This window comes from Streptomyces sp. CA-179760 (genome assembly GCF_050937045.1).
Lineage (GTDB): Bacteria > Actinomycetota > Actinomycetes > Streptomycetales > Streptomycetaceae > Streptomyces.
Genome location: NZ_JBNJLZ010000001.1, coordinates 5,441,515 through 5,462,432, shown reverse-complemented (window position 1 = coordinate 5,462,432; position 20,918 = coordinate 5,441,515). Strand labels below are relative to the sequence as shown.

18 protein-coding genes and 1 pseudogene are annotated in these 20,918 nt (G+C 70.5%); 9 read left to right on the top strand and 10 right to left on the bottom strand.

Annotation, left to right across the window (positions count from 1 at the left end):
• Positions 1 to 110: 110 nt before the first annotated feature.
• On the bottom strand, positions 111 to 1,316 hold the full coding sequence (locus ACQEV8_RS24795) for a hypothetical protein (RefSeq protein ID WP_432964000.1): 1,206 nt from the start codon (positions 1,314 to 1,316) through the stop codon (positions 111 to 113).
• Between the two features lie 115 nt (positions 1,317 to 1,431).
• A complete protein-coding gene (locus tag ACQEV8_RS24790; RefSeq protein ID WP_432963997.1) occupies positions 1,432 to 2,580 on the bottom strand; it encodes an alpha/beta hydrolase in 1,149 nt (382 codons plus the stop codon).
• Between the two features lie 301 nt (positions 2,581 to 2,881).
• Here ACQEV8_RS24790 and ACQEV8_RS24785 point away from each other — a divergent pair, with 301 nt between their 5' ends.
• From ACQEV8_RS24785 to ACQEV8_RS24760, 6 genes and pseudogenes are all read left to right on the top strand, one after another.
• Entirely contained in the window at positions 2,882 to 4,675 is a 1,794-nt protein-coding gene (locus ACQEV8_RS24785; protein WP_432963994.1) for a phosphatidylglycerol lysyltransferase domain-containing protein, read from the top strand.
• 72 nt (positions 4,676 to 4,747) lie between these two features.
• Positions 4,748 to 5,638, top strand: coding sequence for a dihydropteroate synthase (gene folP, locus ACQEV8_RS24780; RefSeq protein WP_432963991.1), 891 nt, complete (start codon positions 4,748 to 4,750; stop codon positions 5,636 to 5,638).
• The gene (locus ACQEV8_RS24775) at positions 5,635 to 6,138 is read left to right on the top strand and encodes a nuclear transport factor 2 family protein (protein WP_382592465.1); all 504 of its coding nucleotides are present in this window, start codon (positions 5,635 to 5,637) and stop codon (positions 6,136 to 6,138) included. Before folP ends, ACQEV8_RS24775 begins: the two co-directional genes overlap by 4 nt.
• A 260-nt stretch (positions 6,139 to 6,398) precedes the next feature.
• Entirely contained in the window at positions 6,399 to 6,758 is a 360-nt protein-coding gene (gene folB / locus ACQEV8_RS24770; protein WP_432963987.1) for a dihydroneopterin aldolase, read from the top strand.
• Positions 6,755 to 7,366, top strand: coding sequence for a 2-amino-4-hydroxy-6-hydroxymethyldihydropteridine diphosphokinase (folK, locus tag ACQEV8_RS24765; protein WP_432963984.1), 612 nt, complete (start codon positions 6,755 to 6,757; stop codon positions 7,364 to 7,366). The genes folB and folK overlap by 4 nt, the downstream gene beginning before the upstream one ends.
• Positions 7,367 to 7,424: 58 nt before the next feature.
• Positions 7,425 to 7,912: pseudogene (locus ACQEV8_RS24760) on the top strand (DUF3180 domain-containing protein).
• A 256-nt stretch (positions 7,913 to 8,168) separates the two neighbouring features.
• Here ACQEV8_RS24760 and folE read toward each other — a convergent pair.
• From folE to dacB, 6 genes are all read right to left on the bottom strand, one after another.
• Positions 8,169 to 8,774, bottom strand: a complete 606-nt coding sequence (gene folE, locus ACQEV8_RS24755; protein ID WP_382490906.1) for a GTP cyclohydrolase I FolE — start codon at positions 8,772 to 8,774, stop codon at positions 8,169 to 8,171.
• A gap of 125 nt (positions 8,775 to 8,899) precedes the next feature.
• Complete coding sequence (ftsH, locus tag ACQEV8_RS24750) at positions 8,900 to 10,942, bottom strand: ATP-dependent zinc metalloprotease FtsH (RefSeq protein WP_432963980.1); 2,043 nt, start codon at positions 10,940 to 10,942, stop codon at positions 8,900 to 8,902.
• Positions 10,943 to 11,127: 185 nt separating this feature from the next.
• Entirely contained in the window at positions 11,128 to 11,688 is a 561-nt protein-coding gene (gene hpt, locus ACQEV8_RS24745; RefSeq protein WP_184594965.1) for a hypoxanthine phosphoribosyltransferase, read from the bottom strand.
• Positions 11,689 to 11,753: 65 nt separating this feature from the next.
• The gene (gene tilS, locus ACQEV8_RS24740) at positions 11,754 to 12,830 is read right to left on the bottom strand and encodes a tRNA lysidine(34) synthetase TilS (protein WP_432963977.1); all 1,077 of its coding nucleotides are present in this window, start codon (positions 12,828 to 12,830) and stop codon (positions 11,754 to 11,756) included.
• A gap of 196 nt (positions 12,831 to 13,026) precedes the next feature.
• Positions 13,027 to 14,154 carry a zinc-dependent metalloprotease gene (locus ACQEV8_RS24735; protein ID WP_432963974.1) on the bottom strand — a complete coding sequence of 376 codons (1,128 nt, stop codon included), beginning with the start codon at positions 14,152 to 14,154 and terminating at the stop codon, positions 13,027 to 13,029.
• Positions 14,155 to 14,490: 336 nt separating this feature from the next.
• On the bottom strand, positions 14,491 to 16,026 hold the full coding sequence (dacB, locus tag ACQEV8_RS24730) for a D-alanyl-D-alanine carboxypeptidase/D-alanyl-D-alanine endopeptidase (protein ID WP_432972969.1): 1,536 nt from the start codon (positions 16,024 to 16,026) through the stop codon (positions 14,491 to 14,493).
• 124 nt (positions 16,027 to 16,150) lie between these two features.
• Here dacB and ACQEV8_RS24725 point away from each other — a divergent pair, with 124 nt between their 5' ends.
• Positions 16,151 to 16,642: an inorganic diphosphatase gene (locus ACQEV8_RS24725; protein ID WP_184594751.1), complete on the top strand. Its 492-nt coding sequence runs from the start codon at positions 16,151 to 16,153 to the stop codon at positions 16,640 to 16,642.
• Between the two features lie 118 nt (positions 16,643 to 16,760).
• The gene (locus ACQEV8_RS24720; protein WP_432963970.1) at positions 16,761 to 18,458 is read left to right on the top strand and encodes a threonine/serine ThrE exporter family protein; all 1,698 of its coding nucleotides are present in this window, start codon (positions 16,761 to 16,763) and stop codon (positions 18,456 to 18,458) included.
• 91 nt (positions 18,459 to 18,549) lie between these two features.
• Here ACQEV8_RS24720 and ACQEV8_RS24715 read toward each other — a convergent pair whose 3' ends face one another.
• Positions 18,550 to 19,398 carry a DedA family protein gene (locus tag ACQEV8_RS24715; RefSeq protein WP_432963967.1) on the bottom strand — a complete coding sequence of 283 codons (849 nt, stop codon included), beginning with the start codon at positions 19,396 to 19,398 and terminating at the stop codon, positions 18,550 to 18,552.
• Positions 19,399 to 19,533: 135 nt separating this feature from the next.
• On the opposite strand from ACQEV8_RS24715, the gene ACQEV8_RS24710 reads away from it, so the two are divergent.
• On the top strand, positions 19,534 to 19,908 hold the full coding sequence (locus ACQEV8_RS24710; RefSeq protein WP_432963964.1) for a YbjQ family protein: 375 nt from the start codon (positions 19,534 to 19,536) through the stop codon (positions 19,906 to 19,908).
• Positions 19,909 to 19,945: 37 nt separating this feature from the next.
• On the opposite strand, the gene ACQEV8_RS24705 is transcribed toward ACQEV8_RS24710, so the two are convergent.
• Complete coding sequence (locus ACQEV8_RS24705; RefSeq protein WP_432963961.1) at positions 19,946 to 20,785, bottom strand: hypothetical protein; 840 nt, start codon at positions 20,783 to 20,785, stop codon at positions 19,946 to 19,948.
• Positions 20,786 to 20,918 lie beyond the last annotated feature (133 nt).

The window sequence follows — 20,918 nt, the reverse complement described above, 5'->3', positions numbered from 1 at the left end:
GGCGCGACCGGACTGAAACCGGAAGGCAGCCGGACCACTGGAGGACGCGACCGGACTGAAACCAGAAGGCAGCCGGACCGGAAAGGCAGCCGGAACCCGAAGCCGCCCCGTCAGGACACCGCGCTGCGCAGCCCCTGCACGTCGATCTGTTCCGTCTCGTCGTGCGCAGTCAGGTCGATGACCTGGCCGATCCCGCGCGACTCCTCGTCCGCGGGCTTGTACCGGGCCTCCGCCTCGGCCTTGTGCAGGGCGAGGGCCTCCTGGCCGACGACATCCGCCAGGTCCTCGTTCTGCACGGCCTCCAGGGCGGCGCGGGACGTCTCCTGCTTCGTACCGAAGAAGTCGAATCCGCCCCCGGTCCGCGGGCGCCGCGCCGGCGTCTGCGGGGCGACGGCCACGGCGGTCGGCACGGCGTAGTGACCGGGTGAGGCGGGCTGCGAAGGTCGCTCGGACTCGGCCCTGGCGGAGGTGTCGTCCTGGGCGGACGTTCCGACGGCCGCGCGCTCGTGGGCGTCGGCCGCCTCGGACCGCTCCTGCGGCTCGCCCTCGCGCGACGGCTCCCGCCGGTCCGGCTGTTCGTCCTTCGCCTCCTGCGCGGGCTCGTCCTCGTCGTCCGGGGCGCCGTCACCGTCGCCGTCCGGGCCGCCGTCCGGGTCCGGGGCCCTGTCGCCGTCGAACCGGGCGAGCGCGGCCGCCGCACGCAGGAACAGCCGGGATCCCTCCGGCGAGAAGACGGCGGGAACGGCCGGCTTCTCCTCGACGGCCAGATCCTCGGCCTCCGCGGCAGCTGCCTCCGCCGGCTCCGCCGAACCGTCCGCCGTCTTCGCCGCCCCGGCGGTCAGCGCGGCGCGCACCGGAACCGTCGCCTCGATCTCCAGCATCCGCCGGTCTTCCAGGACGCTCGCGCGCTCGGTCTCGGACGTGGCGTACCGGCGCAGCAGCGCGGCGTGTTCGTTGCGCAGCCCGGCCAGTTCAGTGCGCTTGGCGCGCAGCCGCTGCTCGAGCTTCACGCGCAGCTCGCGGGACTCCTCGAGGTCGCCCTCCAGTTCGGCGACGCGCTCCTCGAAACGCCACTCGTCGCTCGCGCGCCCGCGCGTGAGGTCGGCGACGCGCTTGCCCGCCTGGGCGTCCCAGCGGCGCAGCACGACCGCGCCGACGACCGCCGTGACCGCGGCGGCCGCGGCCAGACCGCGGAGCGCCATCGGCTCCGTGAACACCCAGGGCCCCAGGGCGCAGACGAGGGAGACGCCTGCGATCGCCGACGGGGGGAGCAGCCTGTGCAGGGGCGGGGAATGGCGGTGACGTCCACGTGGCATGGCCAGAAACTTACCGCGCGTAGGCGAATCATGGTGAGCCACCCCGCAAAACAAAGCCATACCGAAGTGTTCACACCGCATCAGAACTCGGCACGAAGCGGAATCTACCCTTCAATCAATTCTCAAGATCATTCCCAATGGTCCCCGAACGGCCGTCGAGTCGCCCGCTGATCCACTCCAGCGTGGCCGGAATCTCGCGCCGCCAGGTGTTGAAGTTGTGACCGCCGCTTTCGAGGACGATCGACGAGATCCGCGTCCGCCCGGTGTTCTTCACCCGCTCGATGAACCGCAGTGTGTCCTTGAAGTTGGACTCCCCCTCCTTGCTGCTGGTGACCAGCAGCGACGTATCGGGAGCGGGCCGGTGCCTCAGGTACCACCACAGGTCGGCGCGATTCCGCAGTCCCTTGTCGCCCTGGAAGAGATCACCGGTCGTGGCGTCGATCGGCGCCTTGTAGTACGCGGAGAGACCCGCCCCCGCGGCATACACATCGGGATGGTGCATGGCGATCTTCAAGGCGCAGTAGCCGCCCGTGGAGTTGCCGATGATGCCCAGCCGGCCCGGCTTTCCGGTGACCCTGAACTGCGAACGCAACGCGTCGGGCAGATCCCTGGCGAAGAACGACTCGGTCTGCGGTCCGCCCGGGATGTCCACGCACTCCGTGTCCCGGGGCGGCGCCACCGTCGGCCGCAGCATCACGAGGATCGTCGGCCGCATCCGGCCCGCCCGGGCCAGTTCCAGGGCCGTACGCGGGTAGTGGAGCTTCTCCACCAGTGCCGACGCCGTACCCGGGTAGCCGGTCAGCACCACGGCCGCGGGGAACGAACGGGCGCGGTACCGCGGCTGGAAGTACTCCGGCGGCAGATAGACATACGCGGGAGTGGCGATGTGGGTCGTCCGGCCGACGATCTCGACCTCCTGGATCCGGCCGCCGGCCTGGGGCTGCGCGCCACCCGCCCCCGGCACCCGCCGTGTGGCGACCACCTCCAGCGGACCCTCGCCCCGCGCGTGGTCGACCACCACGCCCTGATCCCTCTCCTGCCCGAACAGGTCCGCCCAGCTCGCGTAGAACCCGAAGGCCTGGTTGGCGGCGAGACCCACCGCCGCGAACAGCGCCAACTGGGTGGCCAGCAGCAGGCCGACGCGCCCGCCCACCATCCGCCAGCCGCGCCGGGCCAGCCGTGGCCACAGCCAGACCGTGCCGGCGAACAGCAGCACGGCCGACAGCACCGCCAGCAGCAGCACCTTGTTGCTCGTGAGACCCATGGGTTGGTTACCTGTCCGCGCTCTCCGTCCGGCCGCCCCCGCGACCACACCTTCGCGAGGGCTTGTCCCGGACTTTCCTTGGCCTTTGAAACAGCTTTGCGGTGGGGAGTGAACCTCTCCCCTCGAGACACCGTCCTAGAGGGCGCAATGTCGCCGGATGCCCGAATCGGCACCGGATCCAAGGTCTCTCGCAGAACTACGGGATGCGATGTCTGTCAGGACAGATGAGGAAATGTCGGTCGGGGTTCCGAGTCGCAGAAGCGACACGGCTCCCAGAAGCGACGCGGCTCCCACGGGCCGGGTGAACCGGGTGCGCCAACTGCTGCGCGGACCGCGCCCCGAGGCCGTCCCCGTCCTGGTCGGCAGAGCATGCGCGCTCGTGGGTGTCCTGGACATCGCCGCGGGCGTCTTCCCCCGCTTCCGCCACAGCCGCATGCACGCCATCGCCGAGGTACTGCCCGGCGCGCTCGGCCCCTTCGCGGCCGCCCTGTCGCTCAGCACCGGCGTGCTGTTGCTGCTGCTCGCCCACGGCCTCAAGCGCGGCAAGCGCCGGGCCTGGCGGGCCGCCGTCGCCCTGCTGCCCGCCGGTGCCGTCGCGCAGTTCACGTACCGCCACTCACTGGTCGGCGTACTGATCTCCCTGGCCCTGCTGGCACCGCTGCTGCTCCACCGCGACCAGTTCGACGCCCTGCCCGACCCGCGCAGCCGCTGGCGTGCCCTCGCCAACTTCGTGCTCATGAGCGCCGGTTCCCTGATGCTCGGCCTGCTCATCGTCAGCGTCCACTCCGAGCGCATCATCGGCGACCCGAGCCTGGCCGACCGCATCGCCCACGTCATCTACGGCCTGTTCGGCTTCGAGGGTCCCGTCGAGTACCAGGGCGACACATCCTGGACAGTGGCCTTCTCACTCGGCGCCCTCGGCCTGCTCACCGCCGTCACCACCGTCTACCTGGCCTTCCGCCCCGAACACCCGGCCGCCCGGCTCACCGAGGAGGACGAGACCCGGCTGCGCGCGCTGCTGGAGAAGCACGGCCACCGCGACTCCCTCGGCCACTTCGCGCTCCGCCGCGACAAGGCCGTCGTCTTCTCCCCCAGCGGCAAGGCCGCCGTGACCTACCGCGTGGTCTCCGGCGTGATGCTCGCCAGCGGCGACCCGATCGGCGACGTCGAGGCCTGGCCCGGCGCCATCGAACAGTTCATGGACGAGGCCAAGGCCCACTCCTGGACCCCCGCCGTCATGGGCTGCTCCGAGACCGGCGGCGAGGTGTGGACCCGCGAGACCGGGCTCGACGCCCTCGAACTGGGTGACGAGGCGGTGGTGGACGTCAAGGATTTCTCCCTCGCCGGCCGCGCGATGCGCAACGTGCGCCAGATGGTCAAGCGCATCGAGCGCGCCGGTTACGAAACCCGGGTACGACGTGTCCGTGACCTCGGCGAGGCCGAGCTGGAGCGCATCCGCCGCGCCGCCGACGACTGGCGCGGCACCGACACCGAACGCGGCTTCTCCATGGCGCTCGGCCGGATCGGCGACCCCGCCGACGGCGACTGCCTCATCGCCACCGCACACAAACAGGACGACCACCCCGGCCCCTACGGCGACCTCAAGGCGATCCTGCACTTCGTGCCCTGGGGCACCGACGGCGCCTCCCTGGACCTGATGCGCCGCGACCGCTCCGCCGACCCCGGCATGAACGAACTGCTCATCGTCGCCGCCCTCCAGGCCGCCCCCAAGCTCGGCATCGACCGCGTCTCCCTCAACTTCGCCATGTTCCGCGCGGCACTGGCCCGCGGCGAGAAGATCGGTGCCGGCCCGGTGCTGCGCGCCTGGCGCGGGCTGCTGGTCTTCCTCTCCCGCTGGTTCCAGATCGAGTCCCTGTACAAGTTCAACGCCAAGTTCCAGCCGCGCTGGGAGCCCCGCTTCGTCGTCTACCGCGCCTCCGCCGACCTGCCCCGCATCGGATTCGCCGCCATGCAGGCCGAGGGCTTCGTCAGCCTCGCCCTGCCCCTGCCGCGCGTCCTGCGCCGCCGCGGCCCGGCGGGCCGCCGCCCCTGCGCCCACGGCACCACGACCGAACGCAACGTGCGGGCGGCATGACCGAGCCCCCACACGGGGCCGTCACTTGGGCCGCAGCCCCTGACGGCCCCCGCCTGGGCCTACGCTGAACATATGAGCAACCAGAGCGGACGCGGGCGCGTGGCGGGCCTACCGGATTGGGACCGCTGCGCGGTGATGGGAGTCGTGAACGTCACCCCCGACTCCTTCTCCGACGGCGGCCGCTTCTTCGACACCACGACCGCCGTCAAGCACGGCATCGACCTCGTCACCGAGGGCGCGGACCTGGTCGACGTCGGCGGCGAGTCCACTCGCCCCGGCGCCGCCCGCGTGGACGAGGCCGAGGAACTCCGCCGCGTCATCCCCGTCGTCCGCGGCCTGGCCTCCGAAGGCGTCACCGTCTCCGTCGACACCATGCGCGCCTCCGTCGCCGAACGGGCCCTCGCCGCGGGCGCCGCCCTCGTCAACGACGTCAGCGGCGGCCTCGCCGACCCCCGGATGATCCCGGCCGTCGCCGCCGCCGGCGCCCCCTTCGTCGTCATGCACTGGCGCGGCTTCCTCCAGGGCGGCAACGTCAAGGGCGAGTACGCCGACGTCGTCGGCGAGGTCGTGGACGAGCTGCACGCGCGCGTGGACGCCGTCCTGGCCGGCGGCATCGCCCCCGACCGCGTCGTCGTCGACCCCGGGCTCGGCTTCTCCAAGGACGCCGAGCACGACCTCGCGCTCCTCGCCGGCCTCGACCGGGTCCTGCGCCTCGGCCACCCGCTGCTCGTCGCCGCCTCCCGCAAGCGCTTCCTCGGCCGCGTCCTCGCCGGCCCCGACGGCCCGCCCCCGCCCGCACGCGAACGCGACGCCGCCACCGCCGCCGTCTCCGCCCTCGCCGCCCACGCAGGCGCCTGGGCCGTCCGCGTGCACGAGGTACGCGCCACCGCCGACGCGGTACGGGTCGCCCACGCCATCGAAGGGGCGCGTACGACGGACACCGGCGCAGAAGGAGCCCGGTGAGCGCCCCGCACACCGACGTCGAACAGGTCGAGGCCGCCAACACCGCCTTCTACGAGGCACTGGAACGGGGCGACTTCGAGGAACTGGCGTCGCTCTGGCTGACCCCCTCCGACCTGGGCGTCGACGAGTCCTACCACGACCCGGCCGACACCGGCGTGGTCTCCTGCGTGCACCCCGGCTGGCCCGTGCTCACCGGCCGCGGCGAGGTCCTCCGGTCGTACGCGCTGATCATGGCCAACACCGACTACATCCAGTTCTTCCTGACCGATGTGCACGTCTCGGTCACGGGCGACACCGCCCTGGTGAACTGCACGGAGAACATCCTCAGCGGCGGCCCCGCCCCCGAGGGCGACGAGGAGCTCGGCCCGCTCGTCGGCCAGCTCGTGGTCGCCACCAACGTGTTCCGGCGCACGCCCCAGGGGTGGAAACTCTGGTCGCACCACGCTTCCCCCGTTCTGGCCGAAACCGACGAGGACGAGGGCGAGGAGACCCCCTCCTGAGTGGGTAGGCGGCTCACAAGGGCCGGACGCGGGACGACGACGTGGTTGGAATCACGGACCCCCGGGTATGGGCGGCTACCAACCCATGAGCCGCCGGGTTCGCCAGGGGAAACGCTGGATGAACCCTCCACGGCCCGGCCCGGGCGACCACCCCCGTGGCCCGGCCCCGTCCGGGCTCGCAGGTAGATTCGACTGAGGCCGGTGTGCCGCCCGCACACGGCACGGACCGGCCGTGACCGACGATTGCAGGAGTGATTCGCGTGGATCGTGTCGCGCTGCGCGGCCTGAAGGCCCGTGGGCACCACGGTGTGTTCCCCGAGGAACGTGAGGAGGGCCAGACCTTCGTCGTGGACCTCGTCCTCGGCCTGGACACCCGCCCGGCCGCGGCCGACGACGACCTGGCGAAGACCGTTCACTACGGCATCGTGGCCGAGGAGGTCGTGGCCGTCGTCGAGGGCGAGCCCGTCAACCTCATCGAGACGCTCGCCGAGCGGATAGCCCAGGTATGTCTGAAGCACGAGGGGGTCGAGGAGGTCGAGGTACGCGTCCACAAGCCGGACGCCCCGATCACCGTCCCCTTCGACGACGTGACCGTCACCATCACCCGGAGCCGAGTATGACTGCACCCTTCATCAAGGGCCCCAGCGACCCGACCGTACAGCCGGTACCCGCCTCCGTCGTCGACAAGGTCGACGCCGCCGACACCACGCTCAGCAATCCCAAATGGGCCGTGGTCGCCCTCGGCTCCAACCTCGGCAACCGCCTGGAGACCCTCCAGGGAGCCGTCGACGCCCTCGAGGACACCCCCGGACTGCGCATCAAGGGCGTCTCCCCGGTCTACGAGACCGAGCCCTGGGGCGTGGAGCCCGGCAGCCAGCCCGCCTACTTCAACGCGGTCGTCGTCCTGAAGACCACCCTTCCGCCCTCCTCGCTCCTGGAGCGCGCGCACGCGGTCGAGGAGGCCTTCCACCGCGTCCGGGACGAGCACTGGGGCCCCCGCACCCTCGACGTCGACATCGTGTCCTACGCCGACGTCGTCACCGACGACCCGCAGCTCACCCTTCCCCACCCCCGCGCCCACGAGCGGGCCTTCGTCTTGGCCCCCTGGCACGACCTGGACCCCGAGGCGCAGCTGCCCGGCCGCGGCCAGGTGGCCGGTCTGCTGGACGCCGTCACCCGGGACGGCGTGACACCCCGCAAGGACCTGGAACTCCGGCTGCCCGAGTAGCCGTTAAGGTCAAGACGGCCGCGGAACGGGGCCACCGCCGGGGGAATGAAGGGACACCGTGAGAGAGCTGCGCATCAGGGTGCTGGTCGGCGTCTTCGTCGTGGCCGGAGTGCTGTCCTGGGCCGGGGCCCGCCTGTGGAACTCGGTCGGCACCCTTCCGAGCGTCCCCCTGGCCGCCCCATCGTCCTCGCCCTGATCGCCGTGGTCCTCCTGGCCACGGCGCTCTCGCTCCGCGCCCGGCTGAAGGCCCAGCGCGAGCGGCAGCCCGACGCCAAGGGCGTCGACCCCATGATGGCGGCCCGCGCGGTCGTTTTCGGTCATGCCAGCGCCCTGGTCGCCGCCCTCGTCTCCGGCATGTACGGCGGCACCGGCGTCTTCCTGCTGGAGTCCCTCGACATCCCCGCCCGCCGCGACCAAGCCATCTACGCCGGCCTCTCCGTCGTCGCGGGCATCGCCGTCATAGCGACCGCCATCTTCCTGGAACGCGTCTGCAAACTCCCGGAAGACGACGAGAACGACGGCACGGGCGCGGCCCCGACGACGTGACGACACCCAGGCATCGCCGTATTCGGCCGCGAAGTGCTCCTCGTTGACGACGAGCGACACGCAGTTCTCGCCGACCGTCCCGTCAGGGCACGTGACACCGACGACGTGACCGAACTCACGGCCGGATCGGATCTGCGGCCGCTCCCGGCACAGCTTCCGCGCATGGGTCCGGGCAAGCACGCCGCCCGCCACCTCGGCAGCGGTCATCCACTCTCTCGCTGATCAACGACGGTGTCGGGCATCGCCGACCATCAGGTCAGCGCGCCATGATCAGGCTCATGGCCTCATTGCGGGTCGCGGAATCGCGAAGCTGGCCGCGGACCGCCGAGGTGATGGTCTTGGCGCCTGGCTTTCGGACCCCACGCATCGACATGCACATGTGCTCGCACTCGACAACGACGATCACACCGCGCGGCTCCAGGATCTGCATCAGGGAGTCAGCGATCTGCGTGGTCAGGCGCTCCTGCACCTGCGGACGCCGTGCGTACACGTCGACGAGCCGCGCCAGCTTGGAAAGGCCTGTGATCTTCCCTTCAACGGACGGGATATAGCCAACATGGGCAACGCCGACAAATGGTACGAGGTGATGTTCACACGAGCTCAGGACTTCGATGTCCTTCACCAGCACCATCTCGTCATGCCCGAGATCGAACGTCGTCGTCAGAACATCCTCAGGCTTCTGCCACAGCCCGCCGAATATCTCCTTGTACGCCCGCGCGACCCGCGCCGGTGTCTCCCGAAGCCCCTCGCGGTCGGGGTCCTCGCCGACCGCGATCAGCAGTTCCCGAACGGCGTTCTCGGCTCTCTTCTCGTCGAATTCGCCGAGCTGGCCCTCGCCGGCCAGCGTCACGGGGTCGGTCATCTGGGTGCCTCGTTCCTGTGTCCTTCGGGGCGGCCTGCGGAAATGGCGAAAAGCCGCGCCCCCCAGGCTAAAACCTGGGGGGCGCGGCATCCATTCCGGGCCCGGGGCCGCGGGGAGAGCGGTGATCAGCTCTCGGGGCGGTCCTCCGGGGTCCGCTCGGGCGCCGGGGCGGGTTCCGCCGCAGTGCTCTTCGCGGTGGAGATGGCCGGCGTCGCGCCGTTCGTCCCGTTCGTCAGGGCCAGCTCCTTGGGGGAGAGGACCGGCGGGCGGGTGGACGGCGTACGGCGGGAGGAGCCGGTCCAGGCGGGCCGCGGCGGGCGCTTGACGATCGGCGCGAAGATCTCGGCGATCTCCTCCTTGCCCAGCGTCTCCTTCTCGAGGAGGGCCAGGACCAGGTTGTCCAGCACGTCGCGGTTCTCGACCAGCATCTCCCACGCCTCGTTGTGCGCGGTCTCGATGAGCTTCTTGACCTCTTCGTCGACCAGCGCGGCGATCTCTTCCGAGTAGTCGCGCTGGTGACCCATCTCACGTCCGAGGAACGGCTCGGTGTTGTCTCCACCGAACTTGATCGCACCGAGACGCTCGGTCATGCCGTACTGCGTGACCATCGCGCGGGCCAGGCCGGTGGCCTTCTCGATGTCGTTGGCGGCACCCGTCGTCGGGTCGTGGAAGACGAGCTCCTCGGCCGCGCGGCCGCCCAGCATGTAGGCGAGCTGGTCGAGCATCTCGTTGCGTGTGGTCGAGTACTTGTCCTCGTCCGGCAGCACCATCGTGTAGCCGAGGGCGCGGCCTCTGGAGAGGATCGTGATCTTGTGGACGGGATCGGCGTTCGGCGAAGCCGCCGCGACCAGGGCATGACCGCCCTCGTGGTACGCGGTGATCTTCTTCTCCTTGTCCGACATGATCCGGGTCCGCTTCTGCGGGCCCGCGACCACACGGTCGATCGCCTCGTCCAGCATGTGGTTGTCGATCAGCTTCTGGTCGCTGCGGGCCGTCAGCAGGGCGGCCTCGTTCAGCACGTTGGCGAGATCGGCACCCGTCATGCCGGGCGTACGGCGGGAGACCGCCGACAGGTCGACGTCGGGCGCGACCGGCTTGCCCTTCTGGTGGACCTTGAGGATCTCCAGACGGCCCTGCATGTCCGGGCGGTCGACCGCGATCTGGCGGTCGAAGCGGCCGGGGCGCAGGAGGGCCGGGTCGAGGATGTCCGGGCGGTTCGTGGCGGCGATCAGGATGACGCCGCCCTTGACGTCGAAGCCATCCATCTCGACGAGCAGCTGGTTCAGGGTCTGCTCACGCTCGTCGTGGCCACCGCCGAGGCCGGCGCCGCGGTGGCGGCCGACCGCGTCGATCTCGTCGACGAAGACGATCGCCGGGGCGTTCGCCTTGGCCTGCTCGAACAGGTCACGGACTCGGGAGGCACCGACACCGACGAACATCTCGACGAAGTCGGAACCGGAGATCGAGTAGAACGGCACGCCCGCCTCACCGGCGACGGCCCGCGCGAGCAGGGTCTTGCCGGTGCCGGGCGGGCCGTACAGCAGCACGCCCTTGGGGATCTTGGCGCCGACGGCCTGGAACTTGGCGGGCTCCTGGAGGAACTCCTTGATCTCGTGGAGTTCCTCGACGGCCTCGTCCGAGCCGGCGACGTCCGAGAACGTCGTCTTGGGGGTGTCCTTGGTGATGAGCTTGGCCTTGGACTTCCCGAAGTTCATGACCCGGGAGCCGCCGCCCTGCATCTGGTTCATCAGGAACAGGAAGATGACCACGATGAGGACCAGGGGCAGCAGGAAGGAGATCAGCATCCCGATGAACGGGTTCTGCTTGGACGGCGAGATGGTGTAGCCGTCCGAGATCTGCTTGTCCTGGTACTTGTTCTGCAGCGTGTTGGCGATGTCCACGCCCTGGTCGCCGATGTAGCTCGCCTGGATCTTCGAGCTGCCCTCGACCTTTACGCCGTCTTTGAGCGTGACCTTGATGGTCTGCTCGTCACCGGTGGTCAGCTTGGCCGACTCCACCTTGTTCTGGTTGATCGCCTGGACGACCTGGCCGGTGTCCACCGTCTTGTAGCCGCCGGACGAGCCGACGACCTGCATCAACACGACCACGGCAAGGACGGCCAGCACGATCCACATGACCGGCCCACGGAAGTATCGCTTCACGTCCATCCATACGGAGCGGTGCCGCCCCGTCCCTCCTGCCATAGTGAGTTTGATAAAGGCTGTTCTTCGGACGGTACCCCAGCATTGTCACCTGAAGCTGCGCGGGACGACTGGCGATCCGTCTACGCATGCTCCAACGGCGGGAAGTCCGCTGGGGTTCCCGATCACCGTCACGGCACCCCGGCCGGGATTCAGCCGCCGTACACGTGGGGCGCGAGCGTACCGACGAACGGGAGGTTGCGGTACTTCTCGGCGTAGTCCAAGCCGTAGCCGACGACGAATTCGTTGGGGATGTCGAATCCGACCCATTCCACGTCGATGGCGACCTTCGCGGCCTCGGGCTTGCGCAGCAGGGTGCACACCTTGAGGGAGGCGGGCTCGCGCGAGCCGAGGTTGGAGAGCAGCCAGGACAGGGTCAGGCCGGAGTCGATGATGTCTTCGACGATGAGGACGTGCTTGCCCTTGATGTCGGTGTCGAGGTCCTTGAGGATCCGCACCACACCGGAGGACTGGGTGCCCGCCCCGTACGAGGATACGGCCATCCAGTCCATGGTGAGGGGGGTGGACAGCGCCCGGGCGAGGTCGGCCATGACCATCACCGCGCCCTTGAGGACTCCGACGATCAGCAGGTCCTTGCCCGCGTACTCCGCGTCGATCTTCGCGGCCAGCTCGGCGAGCTTGGCGTCGATCTCTTCTTTGGTGATGAGCACCTGCTGGAGGTCGGCACCCATGTCTTTCGCGTCCACCCGCATCACTTTCGGTCGTCCCACCGGCTGAGCGGCCGGCCCCTCCACGGATTGCCCGGAGGGGTCGTGGTTCAGCCTTGCCGAATCACCAGTCTGCCACCCTGCCGCTGGGCCACGACCTTGCCGGGGAGGTTGATGGCTCCCTGGCCGCGCCAGCCGGTGATGAGCCGGTCGACTTCTTCGATGTGGCGGGCGAACAGCGAGCCGGCCGGCGCACCGGCCGCGATGGCGGCCCGGCGCAGGACGCGGCGGCGTACGGCGGGGGGCAGGGCGTAGAGCTTCGCGCACTCCAGCAGCCCGGTGGCGTCGCGGACGGTGGCCTCGGCCCGGCCGGCCCAGGCGTCGAGGGCGTCGGCGTCGTCGCGGGAGAGCTGTGCCGTACGGGCGAGGGCCTCGACGACGCCCTTGCCGAGGGCCTTCTCCAGGGCGGGCAGGCCTTCGTGGCGCAGCCGGGAGCGGGTGTAGGCCGGGTCGGCGTTGTGGGGGTCGTCCCAGACGGGCAGGGACTGGACCATGCAGGCCTTGCGGGCGGTCTGCCGGTCGAGTTCCAGGAAGGGGCGCCGGTAGCGGCCGCCGGCCCCCGAGACCGCGGCCATGCCGGACAGGGAGCGGGTGCCGGAGCCCCGGGCCAGGCCCAGGAGGACGGTTTCGGCCTGGTCGTCGCGGGTGTGGCCGAGCAGGACCGCGGAGGCGCCGTGGCGTTCGGCCGCGGTGTCGAGGGCGGCGTAGCGGGCGTCTCGGGCGGCGGCCTCGGGTCCGCCGGTGCGGCCGACGGTCACGGCGACGGAGTCGACCGGGTCGAGGCCGAGTTCGCGCAGGCGCTGGACGACGTCCGCGGCGCGTGCGTCGGAGCCGGGCTGGAGGCCGTGGTCGACGGTCACCCCGCCGGCTCTGATGCCGAGTTTGGGGGACTCGAAGGCGAGGGCGGAGGCCAGGGCCATGGAGTCGGCGCCGCCGGAGCATGCCACGAGCACGAGCGGCGGGGATGTGGGTACCTCCCGGCTCGCGCGCGGCCGAGGGCTCGGGGGAGGTTCGTGCGAGGGGGCGTGCGGGAGCGCGGCGGTGGCGCTGTGGTGTTCGGTGAGGAGGTCGTGGAGGACGCGGCGGACCGCCAGGCGTATCGCCGCGACCGCAGGATGGGGACCCATGTCCGGTTCCCTTCATGAAGTTGTCGGGGGGTGAGCCCGAGGCTCGGTCACGCAGAGTGTGTAGATGGTGACAGAACCGGGCCGTTCCCCGAGCATTGCACGCCTACCCCTGCCTCACGGTCCCTCGGACGGGTGATTGGAGGGGCGTTCGCCTGCCGTCCGCCGGTTTCCTTTCACGACCTTGCCGCGATGTTCACTACTCGGCCCTGCGATGCACCCGCGCGATCCAGTCCGCCGGTTTGGCGATCTCCGTCTTGGTGGGGAGGGTGTTGGGCGAGGTCCACACGCGGTTGAAGCCGTCCATGCCGACCTCGTCGACGACGGCCCGTACGAAGCGTTCGCCGTCGCGGTACTGGCGGAGCTTGGCGTCCAGGCCGAGGAGCTTGCGCAGGGCCAGGTCCAGGCGGGAGGCGCCCTTGGCGCGGCGCTGCTGGAACTTCTCGCGGATCTCTCCGACGGTCGGTACGACGTCCGGGCCGACGCCGTCCATCACGAAGTCGGCGTGGCCCTCCAGCAGGGACATCACGGCTGTGAGGCGGCCGAGGATCTCCCGCTGGGCGGGGGTCTGCACGATCTCGACGAGGGAGCGGCCCCCGTCGTCCTCCTCCGCCTCGGGACGTCCTCCCGCCAGGGTCTGGGCGGCTTCGCGTACGCGTTCCAGGACGGTCATGGGGTCGACGTCCGTCTCGCCCAGGAACGACTGGATCTCGCCCTCGAGGTGGTCCCGCAGCCAGGGCACGGCGGTGAACTGAGTGCGGTGGGTCTCCTCGTGGAGGCAGACCCAGAGGCGGAAGTCGTGGGGTTCGACGTCGAGTTCGCGCTCCACGTGCACGATGTTCGGGGCGACGAGCAGGAGCCGGCCGCCGCCGTTATCCGCGGCCGGGAGCCCGGCGGTGGCGGGGGCGAAGGTCTCGTACTGGCCGAGGACGCGGGAGGCCAGGAAGGACAGCAGCATGCCCAGCTCGACGCCGGTGACCTTGCCGCCGACCGCGCTCATCACCGCGCCGCCGGGGGTGTTGCCGCGCCGGTCCTGCATCTTGTCGAGCAGGGGCTTGAGGAGTTCCCGGAAGCCGGCGACGTTCGCGCGGATCCAGCCGGGGCGGTCGACGACGAGGACGGGGGTGTCGTGGCCCTCCTCGGTGCCCAGGCGGGTGAAGCCGCGGACGTGTTCCTCCGAGGCCTTGGCGTGCCGACGCAGTTCCGCGACGACGGCGCGGGCCTCGTCCCGGCTGACGTCGGGGCCCGGCCGTACGAGCCGGGTCGCGGTCGCGACCGCGAGATTCCAGTCGACCATGCCGGTTGAAGCACCACCGATGCTCGTCATGCGTCAACCGTACGTGAGCGCTGGCCGCTGGGGCAGGGCGGCGAGGGTGGGTGACGCCGAGGGTGGTTTGCGGGAGCTCGGCGTTCGCGGGGTCGGCAAGGTCCGGGGTTCCTTGGCCGGTGCTCGGCGTTGCAGGCTGTGCCCACCCGTCCCGCCCATGGGGGTACCTCCCAGGCCCTCAAGGCTCTGGGGGAGGAACGACTGCCCACAGCGAGGCGGAGCAGCGGTCGACTGCCCGCAGCGCGGAACAGCGGTCGGCTGCCCACGGCGAGGCGAAACGGCGGCCGGCTGCCCACGGCCAGGCGGCGGGCCGGCCGGCCGCGGGTCGGGGGGCGGTTATCCGCAGCCGCACCGGGCCAGTGTCGTCGCCGCTCTGTCCAGGGCCTTCTGGGCTGCTTCCGGGTTGGTCGTGTCGTTGGCCATGAACGCGAAGGCGAGGAGGCGGCCGTCCTGGTCGACCAGGGTGCCCGCGAGGGTGTTGACGCCGGTCAGGGTGCCGGTCTTGGCGCGTACGACGCCGGCTGCTCCGTCCGTGTAGCGGCTGGTCAGGGTGCCGGTGAAGCCGGCGACGGGGAGGCCGGTGAGGGCGGGGCGGAGTTCGGGGCGGTCGGGGTCGGCCGCCTTGGCGAGGAGGGCGGTGAGGAGGTCCGCCGTGAGCCGGTCGGCGCGGTCGAGGCCGCTGCCGTCCTTGAAGGCGGCGCCCTTCACGGGGAGGCCGAGCTTGCGCAGCTGGGCGCCGACCGCCCGGTCGGCGCCGGCGAAGTCGGCGCGCTCGCCGGTGGCGAGGGCCGTCTGGCGGGCGAGGGCCTCGGCGATGTCGTTGTCGCTGTTGGTCAGCATGCGTTCGACGAGGGCGGAGAGCGGGGGCGAGGAGACCGTGGCAAGGGTCTCGGCCCGGGTGGTGGCCTTGGACGGGCCGGGGGCCGTGGTCTTGATGCCGTGGGACTTCAGGAGGTCGCCGAAGCGGCGGGCCGCGTCGTCCGACGGGTCGGGGACCCGGGCGACCGGGCCGCGCGTCGAGTCGTCGGTGCGGCCCTCGTCGGCCATCAGGGGGCTGACGAGGGCGAGGTTGGGGTTGACCCCGATCGGGTGCTTTTCGTCGCCCGCGTAGAGCGTCGTGTCGTAGGACAGCGTCACCTCGCGGACGCCCCGCTCGGCGAGGGCGCCGGCCGTGTCGGCGGCCAGGTCCCGCAGGCTCGCCGAGCCGGCGGAGTCCTCGTGGGCGGTGAGCGTGGGGTCGCCACCGCCGACCAGGACGACTTCCTTCGTGTCGGGTTCCAGCGCGGCGCGGGTGGTGACGCGGTGGTCGGCGCCCATGGCGGACAGCGCTGCCACGGCCGTGGCGATCTTGGTCGTCGAGGCCGGGGTGAGCGCGGCGTCGGAGCCCGTGCCGTACAGGCGCCTGCCGCTCGTGACGTCCACGACCGTGGCGGCCGGCCGGGGACCGAGTGCGGGGTCCTTCAGCAGGGGCGTGAGGGCGTCCGCGAGGGCCTGGCCGTCAGGGGCGGACTTCACCTTGCTGATGCCGCCGAGCCCGGTCAGCACCGGGGCGGCGCTGGGGGCGGGCCGGGGCCGGCCGGGGGCACCGGAGGTGCCGCCGTGATCTGTGCCACCCGGGCGGTTCAGGGCGGCGGCCCGGTCCCGCTCGGCCGTACGCTGACCCGAGGAGTCCCAGGGACCGGCGGCGGTCACCACACCGGCGGCCAGTGCGAGACCGGCGGTGGCGGCACCCGCGGTGTACTGCCAGGTCTTCGGCCGCGTGAGCCGCGCGACCTGCGGTTTCCCGGCCCGTGCAAGCCGCGCGACCCGTGGTTTCGCGGCCGCCGCGGCCCGGGCCAGGCGCGGTCGTACGGCGCCCGCGATCCGCACCATGTGCGGTCTCGCGGACCGCCATGGCCTCAGCTCTGGCACGAACACCAGCCCCTTTCGCGATCACACACCTGCGTGAGGGACACTTAACCACCAGAACTATGTGTTGATCATGGAGGAGCCACCGGTGGAGTTCGACGTCACGATCGAGATTCCGAAGGGTTCGCGCAACAAGTACGAGGTGGACCACGAGACCGGTCGTATCCGCCTGGACCGGCGACTCTTCACCTCGACCGCCTACCCGACCGACTACGGCTTCGTCGAGAACACCCTCGGCGAGGACGGCGACCCGCTGGACGCGCTGGTCATCCTGGACGAGCCGACCTTCCCGGGCTGTCTCATCAAGTGCCGTGCGATCGGCATGTTCCGTATGACGGACGAGGCGGGTGGCGACGACAAGCTGCTGTGCGTGCCGGCGACGGACCCGCGTGTGGAGCACCTGCGGGACATCCACCACGTGTCGGAGTTCGACCGCCTGGAGATCCAGCACTTCTTCGAGGTCTACAAGGACCTGGAGCCCGGCAAGTCGGTCGAGGGCGCCGACTGGGTGGGCCGTACGGACGCCGAGGTCGAGATCGAGCGGTCCTACAAGCGTTTCAAGGAGCAGGGCGGGCACTGACCCCTCCCTGGTTTCCTCGGGCCGCACGCCCTGCGCGTGCGGCCCGTTCGTCCGTCTGTGCGCATACTGAAGCTGTGGGGGGTACGAGGCTGACGTGTCGTACAGGGAGCGCCAGGCAGTGACGGACGCGAAGGACCGCAAGCCGAAGTCGGACGAGGCGAGGAGTGGTTTCTCGCCTCCCGGTGGGGCCGCCGTCGACGGGGAGATGTCGACGACGTCGGAGTTCGCGATCCCGGAAGGGCTGGCCGTCCACCGGACGCCCGGTGCGGAGGCCGAGACGACGTCCGAGTTCTCCCTGCCGGAGGGGATGGGCGTCCCGCAGGCGCCCTCGGCGGAGCCCGAGGGGTCGGCGTTCACCACGCCGAGCACCTACAGCGCGAAACAGGCCCCCACGGCGTTCACCCCGCCGAGCGGGATCCCCGTGGTCAGTCTGACCAAGGACGTGCCCTGGCAGGACCGGATGCGCACCATGCTGCGCATGCCGGTGGCGGAGCGGCCCGCGCCGGAACCGAGCCAGCGCAGTACCGACGAGTCGGGGCCCGCCGTGCCGCGCGTGCTCGACCTGACGCTGCGTATCGGCGAGTTGCTGCTGGCGGGCGGTGAGGGCGCCGAGGACGTGGAGGCGGCCATGTTCGCCGTCTGCCGGTCGTACGGTCTCGACCGCTGCGAGCCGAACGTCACCTTCACGCTGCTGGCGATCTCCTACCAGCCGTCGCTCGTCGACGACCCGGTCACGGCGTCGCGGACCGTGCGCCGCAGAGGCACCGACTACACGCGGCTGGCGGCCGTGTACCAGCTGGTGGACGACCTCAGCGACGACGAGACGGCGGTCTCCCTGGAGGAGGCCTACCGGCGGCTGGCGGAGATCCGCCGTAACCGGCACCCCTACCCCGGCTGGGCCCTGACCGGCGCGAGCGGGCTGCTGGCCGGTGCGGCATCCGTGCTCGTCGGCGGTGATCTGCTCGTCTTCGTCGCGGCCGCGCTCGGCGCGATGCTCGGTGACCGGCTGGCGTGGCTGTGCGCGGGGCGCGGGCTGCCGGAGTTCTACCAGTTCACGGTGGCCGCGATGCCGCCGGCCGCGATCGGGGTCGCGCTCACGCTCGTCCATGCGGATGTGAACGCCTCCGCGGTCATCACCGGTGGGCTGTTCGCGCTGCTGCCCGGACGGGCACTGGTGGCGGGGGTGCAGGACGGGCTGACCGGCTTCTACATCACCGCGTCCGCGCGTCTGCTGGAGGTCCTGTACTTCTTCGTGGGCATCGTCGCGGGTGTGCTGCTGGTGCTGTACTTCGGGGTGCAGCTCGGGGCGCGGCTGAACCCCGACGGGGCGCTCGGGATCTCCGACCAGCCGGTGCTGCTGATCGGGGCGTCGATGCTGTTGTCGCTGGCGTTCGCCGTGCTGCTCCAGCAGGAACGATCCACCGTGGTGTGGGTGACGCTGAACGGCGGTGTCGCGTGGGTCGTGTACGGCGCGATGCACCTTGCCGGGGAGATCTCGCCGGTGGCGTCCACGGCCGCGGCCGCGGGGCTGGTGGGGCTGTTCGGGCAGTTGTTGTCGCGGTATCAGTTCGCTTCGGCTCTGCCGTACACGACTGCCGCGATCGGGCCGCTGCTGCCGGGTTCCGCGACGTACTTCGGACTGCTGGCGATCGCGCAGAACGAGATCGACGAGGGGCTGGTGTCGCTGTCCAAGGCGGTGGCGCTGGCCATGGCGATCGCCATCGGGGTGAATCTGGGGTCCGAGATCTCGCGGATGTTCCTGCGGATCGGGTCTGCGGAGAAGCGGCGGGCCGCCAAGCGGACCAGGGGTTTCTAGTGCCGTTGGCGGCCGCGGGCCGGTGGGGTTGTTCGCGCCCCCACGGCGGAGCCGCACATGGATGCAGCCCCGCGCCCCCGAACTGGTCGGCTCAGTAGCCCCCGTTGTAAGGCTGCTGGTTCCCCTGCTGCTGTTGCTGGCCGTAGCCCGGGGCCTGGGGGTACTGGTTGTAGTACTGCTGGTCGTTGTAGCCGTTCTGGTTGCCGTAGGGCTGCTGCTGGTGCGGGGGCTGGTCGTCCGGGGTGATGCGGCGGAGCTGGGTCGTGGCGTCGTCCATGGCGGGCAGCTGGGACTGGGGGGCCTGCGGTGTGGCCGCCGCGCGCTTCTTCTTGGAGCGCTCGCGCAGGTACTCGATGATGATCGGGACGAGGGAGAGCAGGACGATCAGGACGAGGATCGGCTCGATGTTCTTCTTGATGAAGCCGATCTGGCCGAGCCAGTAGCCCGCGAGGGTGACGCCGGTGCCCCAGGCGATGCCACCGATCACGTTGTACGTGAGGAAGGTGCGGTACTTCATGCGGCCGGCGCCGGCCACGATGGGGGCGAAGGTGCGCACGATCGGGACGAAGCGGGCCAGGACGATCGCCTTGGGGCCGTACTTCTCCATGAACTCGTGTGCCTTTTCCAGGTTCTCCTGCTTGAAGAGCTTGGAGTTGGGCCGGTTGAAGAGCTTCGGGCCCAGGAACTTGCCGATCATGTAGCCCACTTGGTCACCGACGACGGCGGCGATCACGATCAGCGTGCAGACCAGCCACAGCGGCTGGGTGATGTAGGTGCCCTCGGCCACGAAGAGGCCGGCCGTGAACAGCAGGGAGTCGCCAGGCAGGAACGCGAAGAGTCCGGACTCCGCGAAGACGATGAGCAGGATGCCGGGCAGGCTGAACGTGGAGATCAGATAGTCCGGGCTGAGCCACTCGGGGCCGAGCGCAAGCGTGGTCACGGGGATGTGGCTCCTGCTGCTGGGGGATACGGGCTGGGGCTGACTGCCTCAAAGTATCAACGCGGCCGTCATGGCCCAGGTTCCATGGGCGTACTCAGGATGCACTGTGAGCGCTCCCGGTCAAAGCTGTGAACCATGGGCATCGACGAATACGGCGGCGGACAGGGCCCTCAGCCCGACGTCCTCGTCGTCACCACGAACGACGTACCCGGCTACCGCGTGCAGGAGGTGCTCGGCGAGGTCTTCGGCCTGACGGTGCGCTCCCGGCACCTGGGGAGCCAGATCGGCGCCGGGCTGAAGTCGATGGTCGGCGGCGAGCTGCGCGGGCTCACCAAGACGCTCGTGCAGACCCGCAACCAGGCCATGGAGCGGCTCGTCGAGCAGGCACGCGCGCGTGGTGCCAACGCTGTGCTCGCGTTCCGCTTCGATGTGACGGAGGCGGCGGACGTGGGTACGGAGGTGTGCGCGTACGGCACGGCCGTGGTGGTCGAGGCCGATCACACAGGGTGATCGAAGCCTCTCCAGTGGTAGCCGCACGCCGTCGGTGTCACCCCTCGTTCCGCGCCTTTCCGGCCAGCTCCGCGCGTTCGTCCCGCTGGGCGAAGACGTAGAGGAGCGCCGGGTGCGTGGCACCGAACGCCAGTACGAAGCGGTTGAGGCCCATGAACTGCCCGATTCCCAGATGGAACAGCGTCATGGAGCCGAGGTAGGCCTTCGCCGCGGGCCTGGGCAGGACGAAGACCAGCGGGAAGGAGACCTCCGCGGCGATCGTCCCCCAGGTCACGAGCTTTCCCACCGTCGGGTACTTGTGCACGAGCCGGTAGACGCGCTGGTCGCCGTAGTTGCGCGTACGGATGACGCCGCTGAACGCCTCTCCGCTGAGCCACACCGGGGACACGAGCTTGACCACACCGGACGCGACATAGGAGATGCTCGTCTCCAGCGCCAGCGCGCGCATCGCGACGTCGCGGGCCTTGTCGCCGTCCTTGAAGGTGCCGGTCGAGGCGAGGGCGATGTTGATCACTTGCTGGAGCTGGTCGGCGCCGTCCCCGCCGAAGGGGGAGCGCAGTCGTCCGGCCGCGCCCGTCGCCGCCAGGACGGCACTGCCCGCCGTGCGCACTCCGCGCTTGTGGCCCCAGATCAGCGTGGCGGCGGAAGCACCCGCCTGTATCCCGTACAGGGCGACCGCCGCCTGCTTGGACTCAAGGGCGCGGGTCAGCCGGGGAAAGCGCTTGGCGAACCTGGGGCGCATGTTCGCCAACTGCCCGCTCAGCATTTCGCCTTCTTCGAACTTACGCGTCTGGCTCAGCATTTCGAGTGCGGAGACCAGCGTACCCAGCGAAGCCACTCTGCGTGCCGTGACCTCGGGCGGAGCGCTGAGGAACATGGATAGGTGCTCCCGTTGGTGTGATGCGAGTACGGTGGATACGAAAAGCGGCGGCACGGTATGCGTATCGGGCGTACCGTGCCGCCGCGTCTTTCATCGGACGGAGCTAGCGATGCCGGTCAGCGTCGCCCGC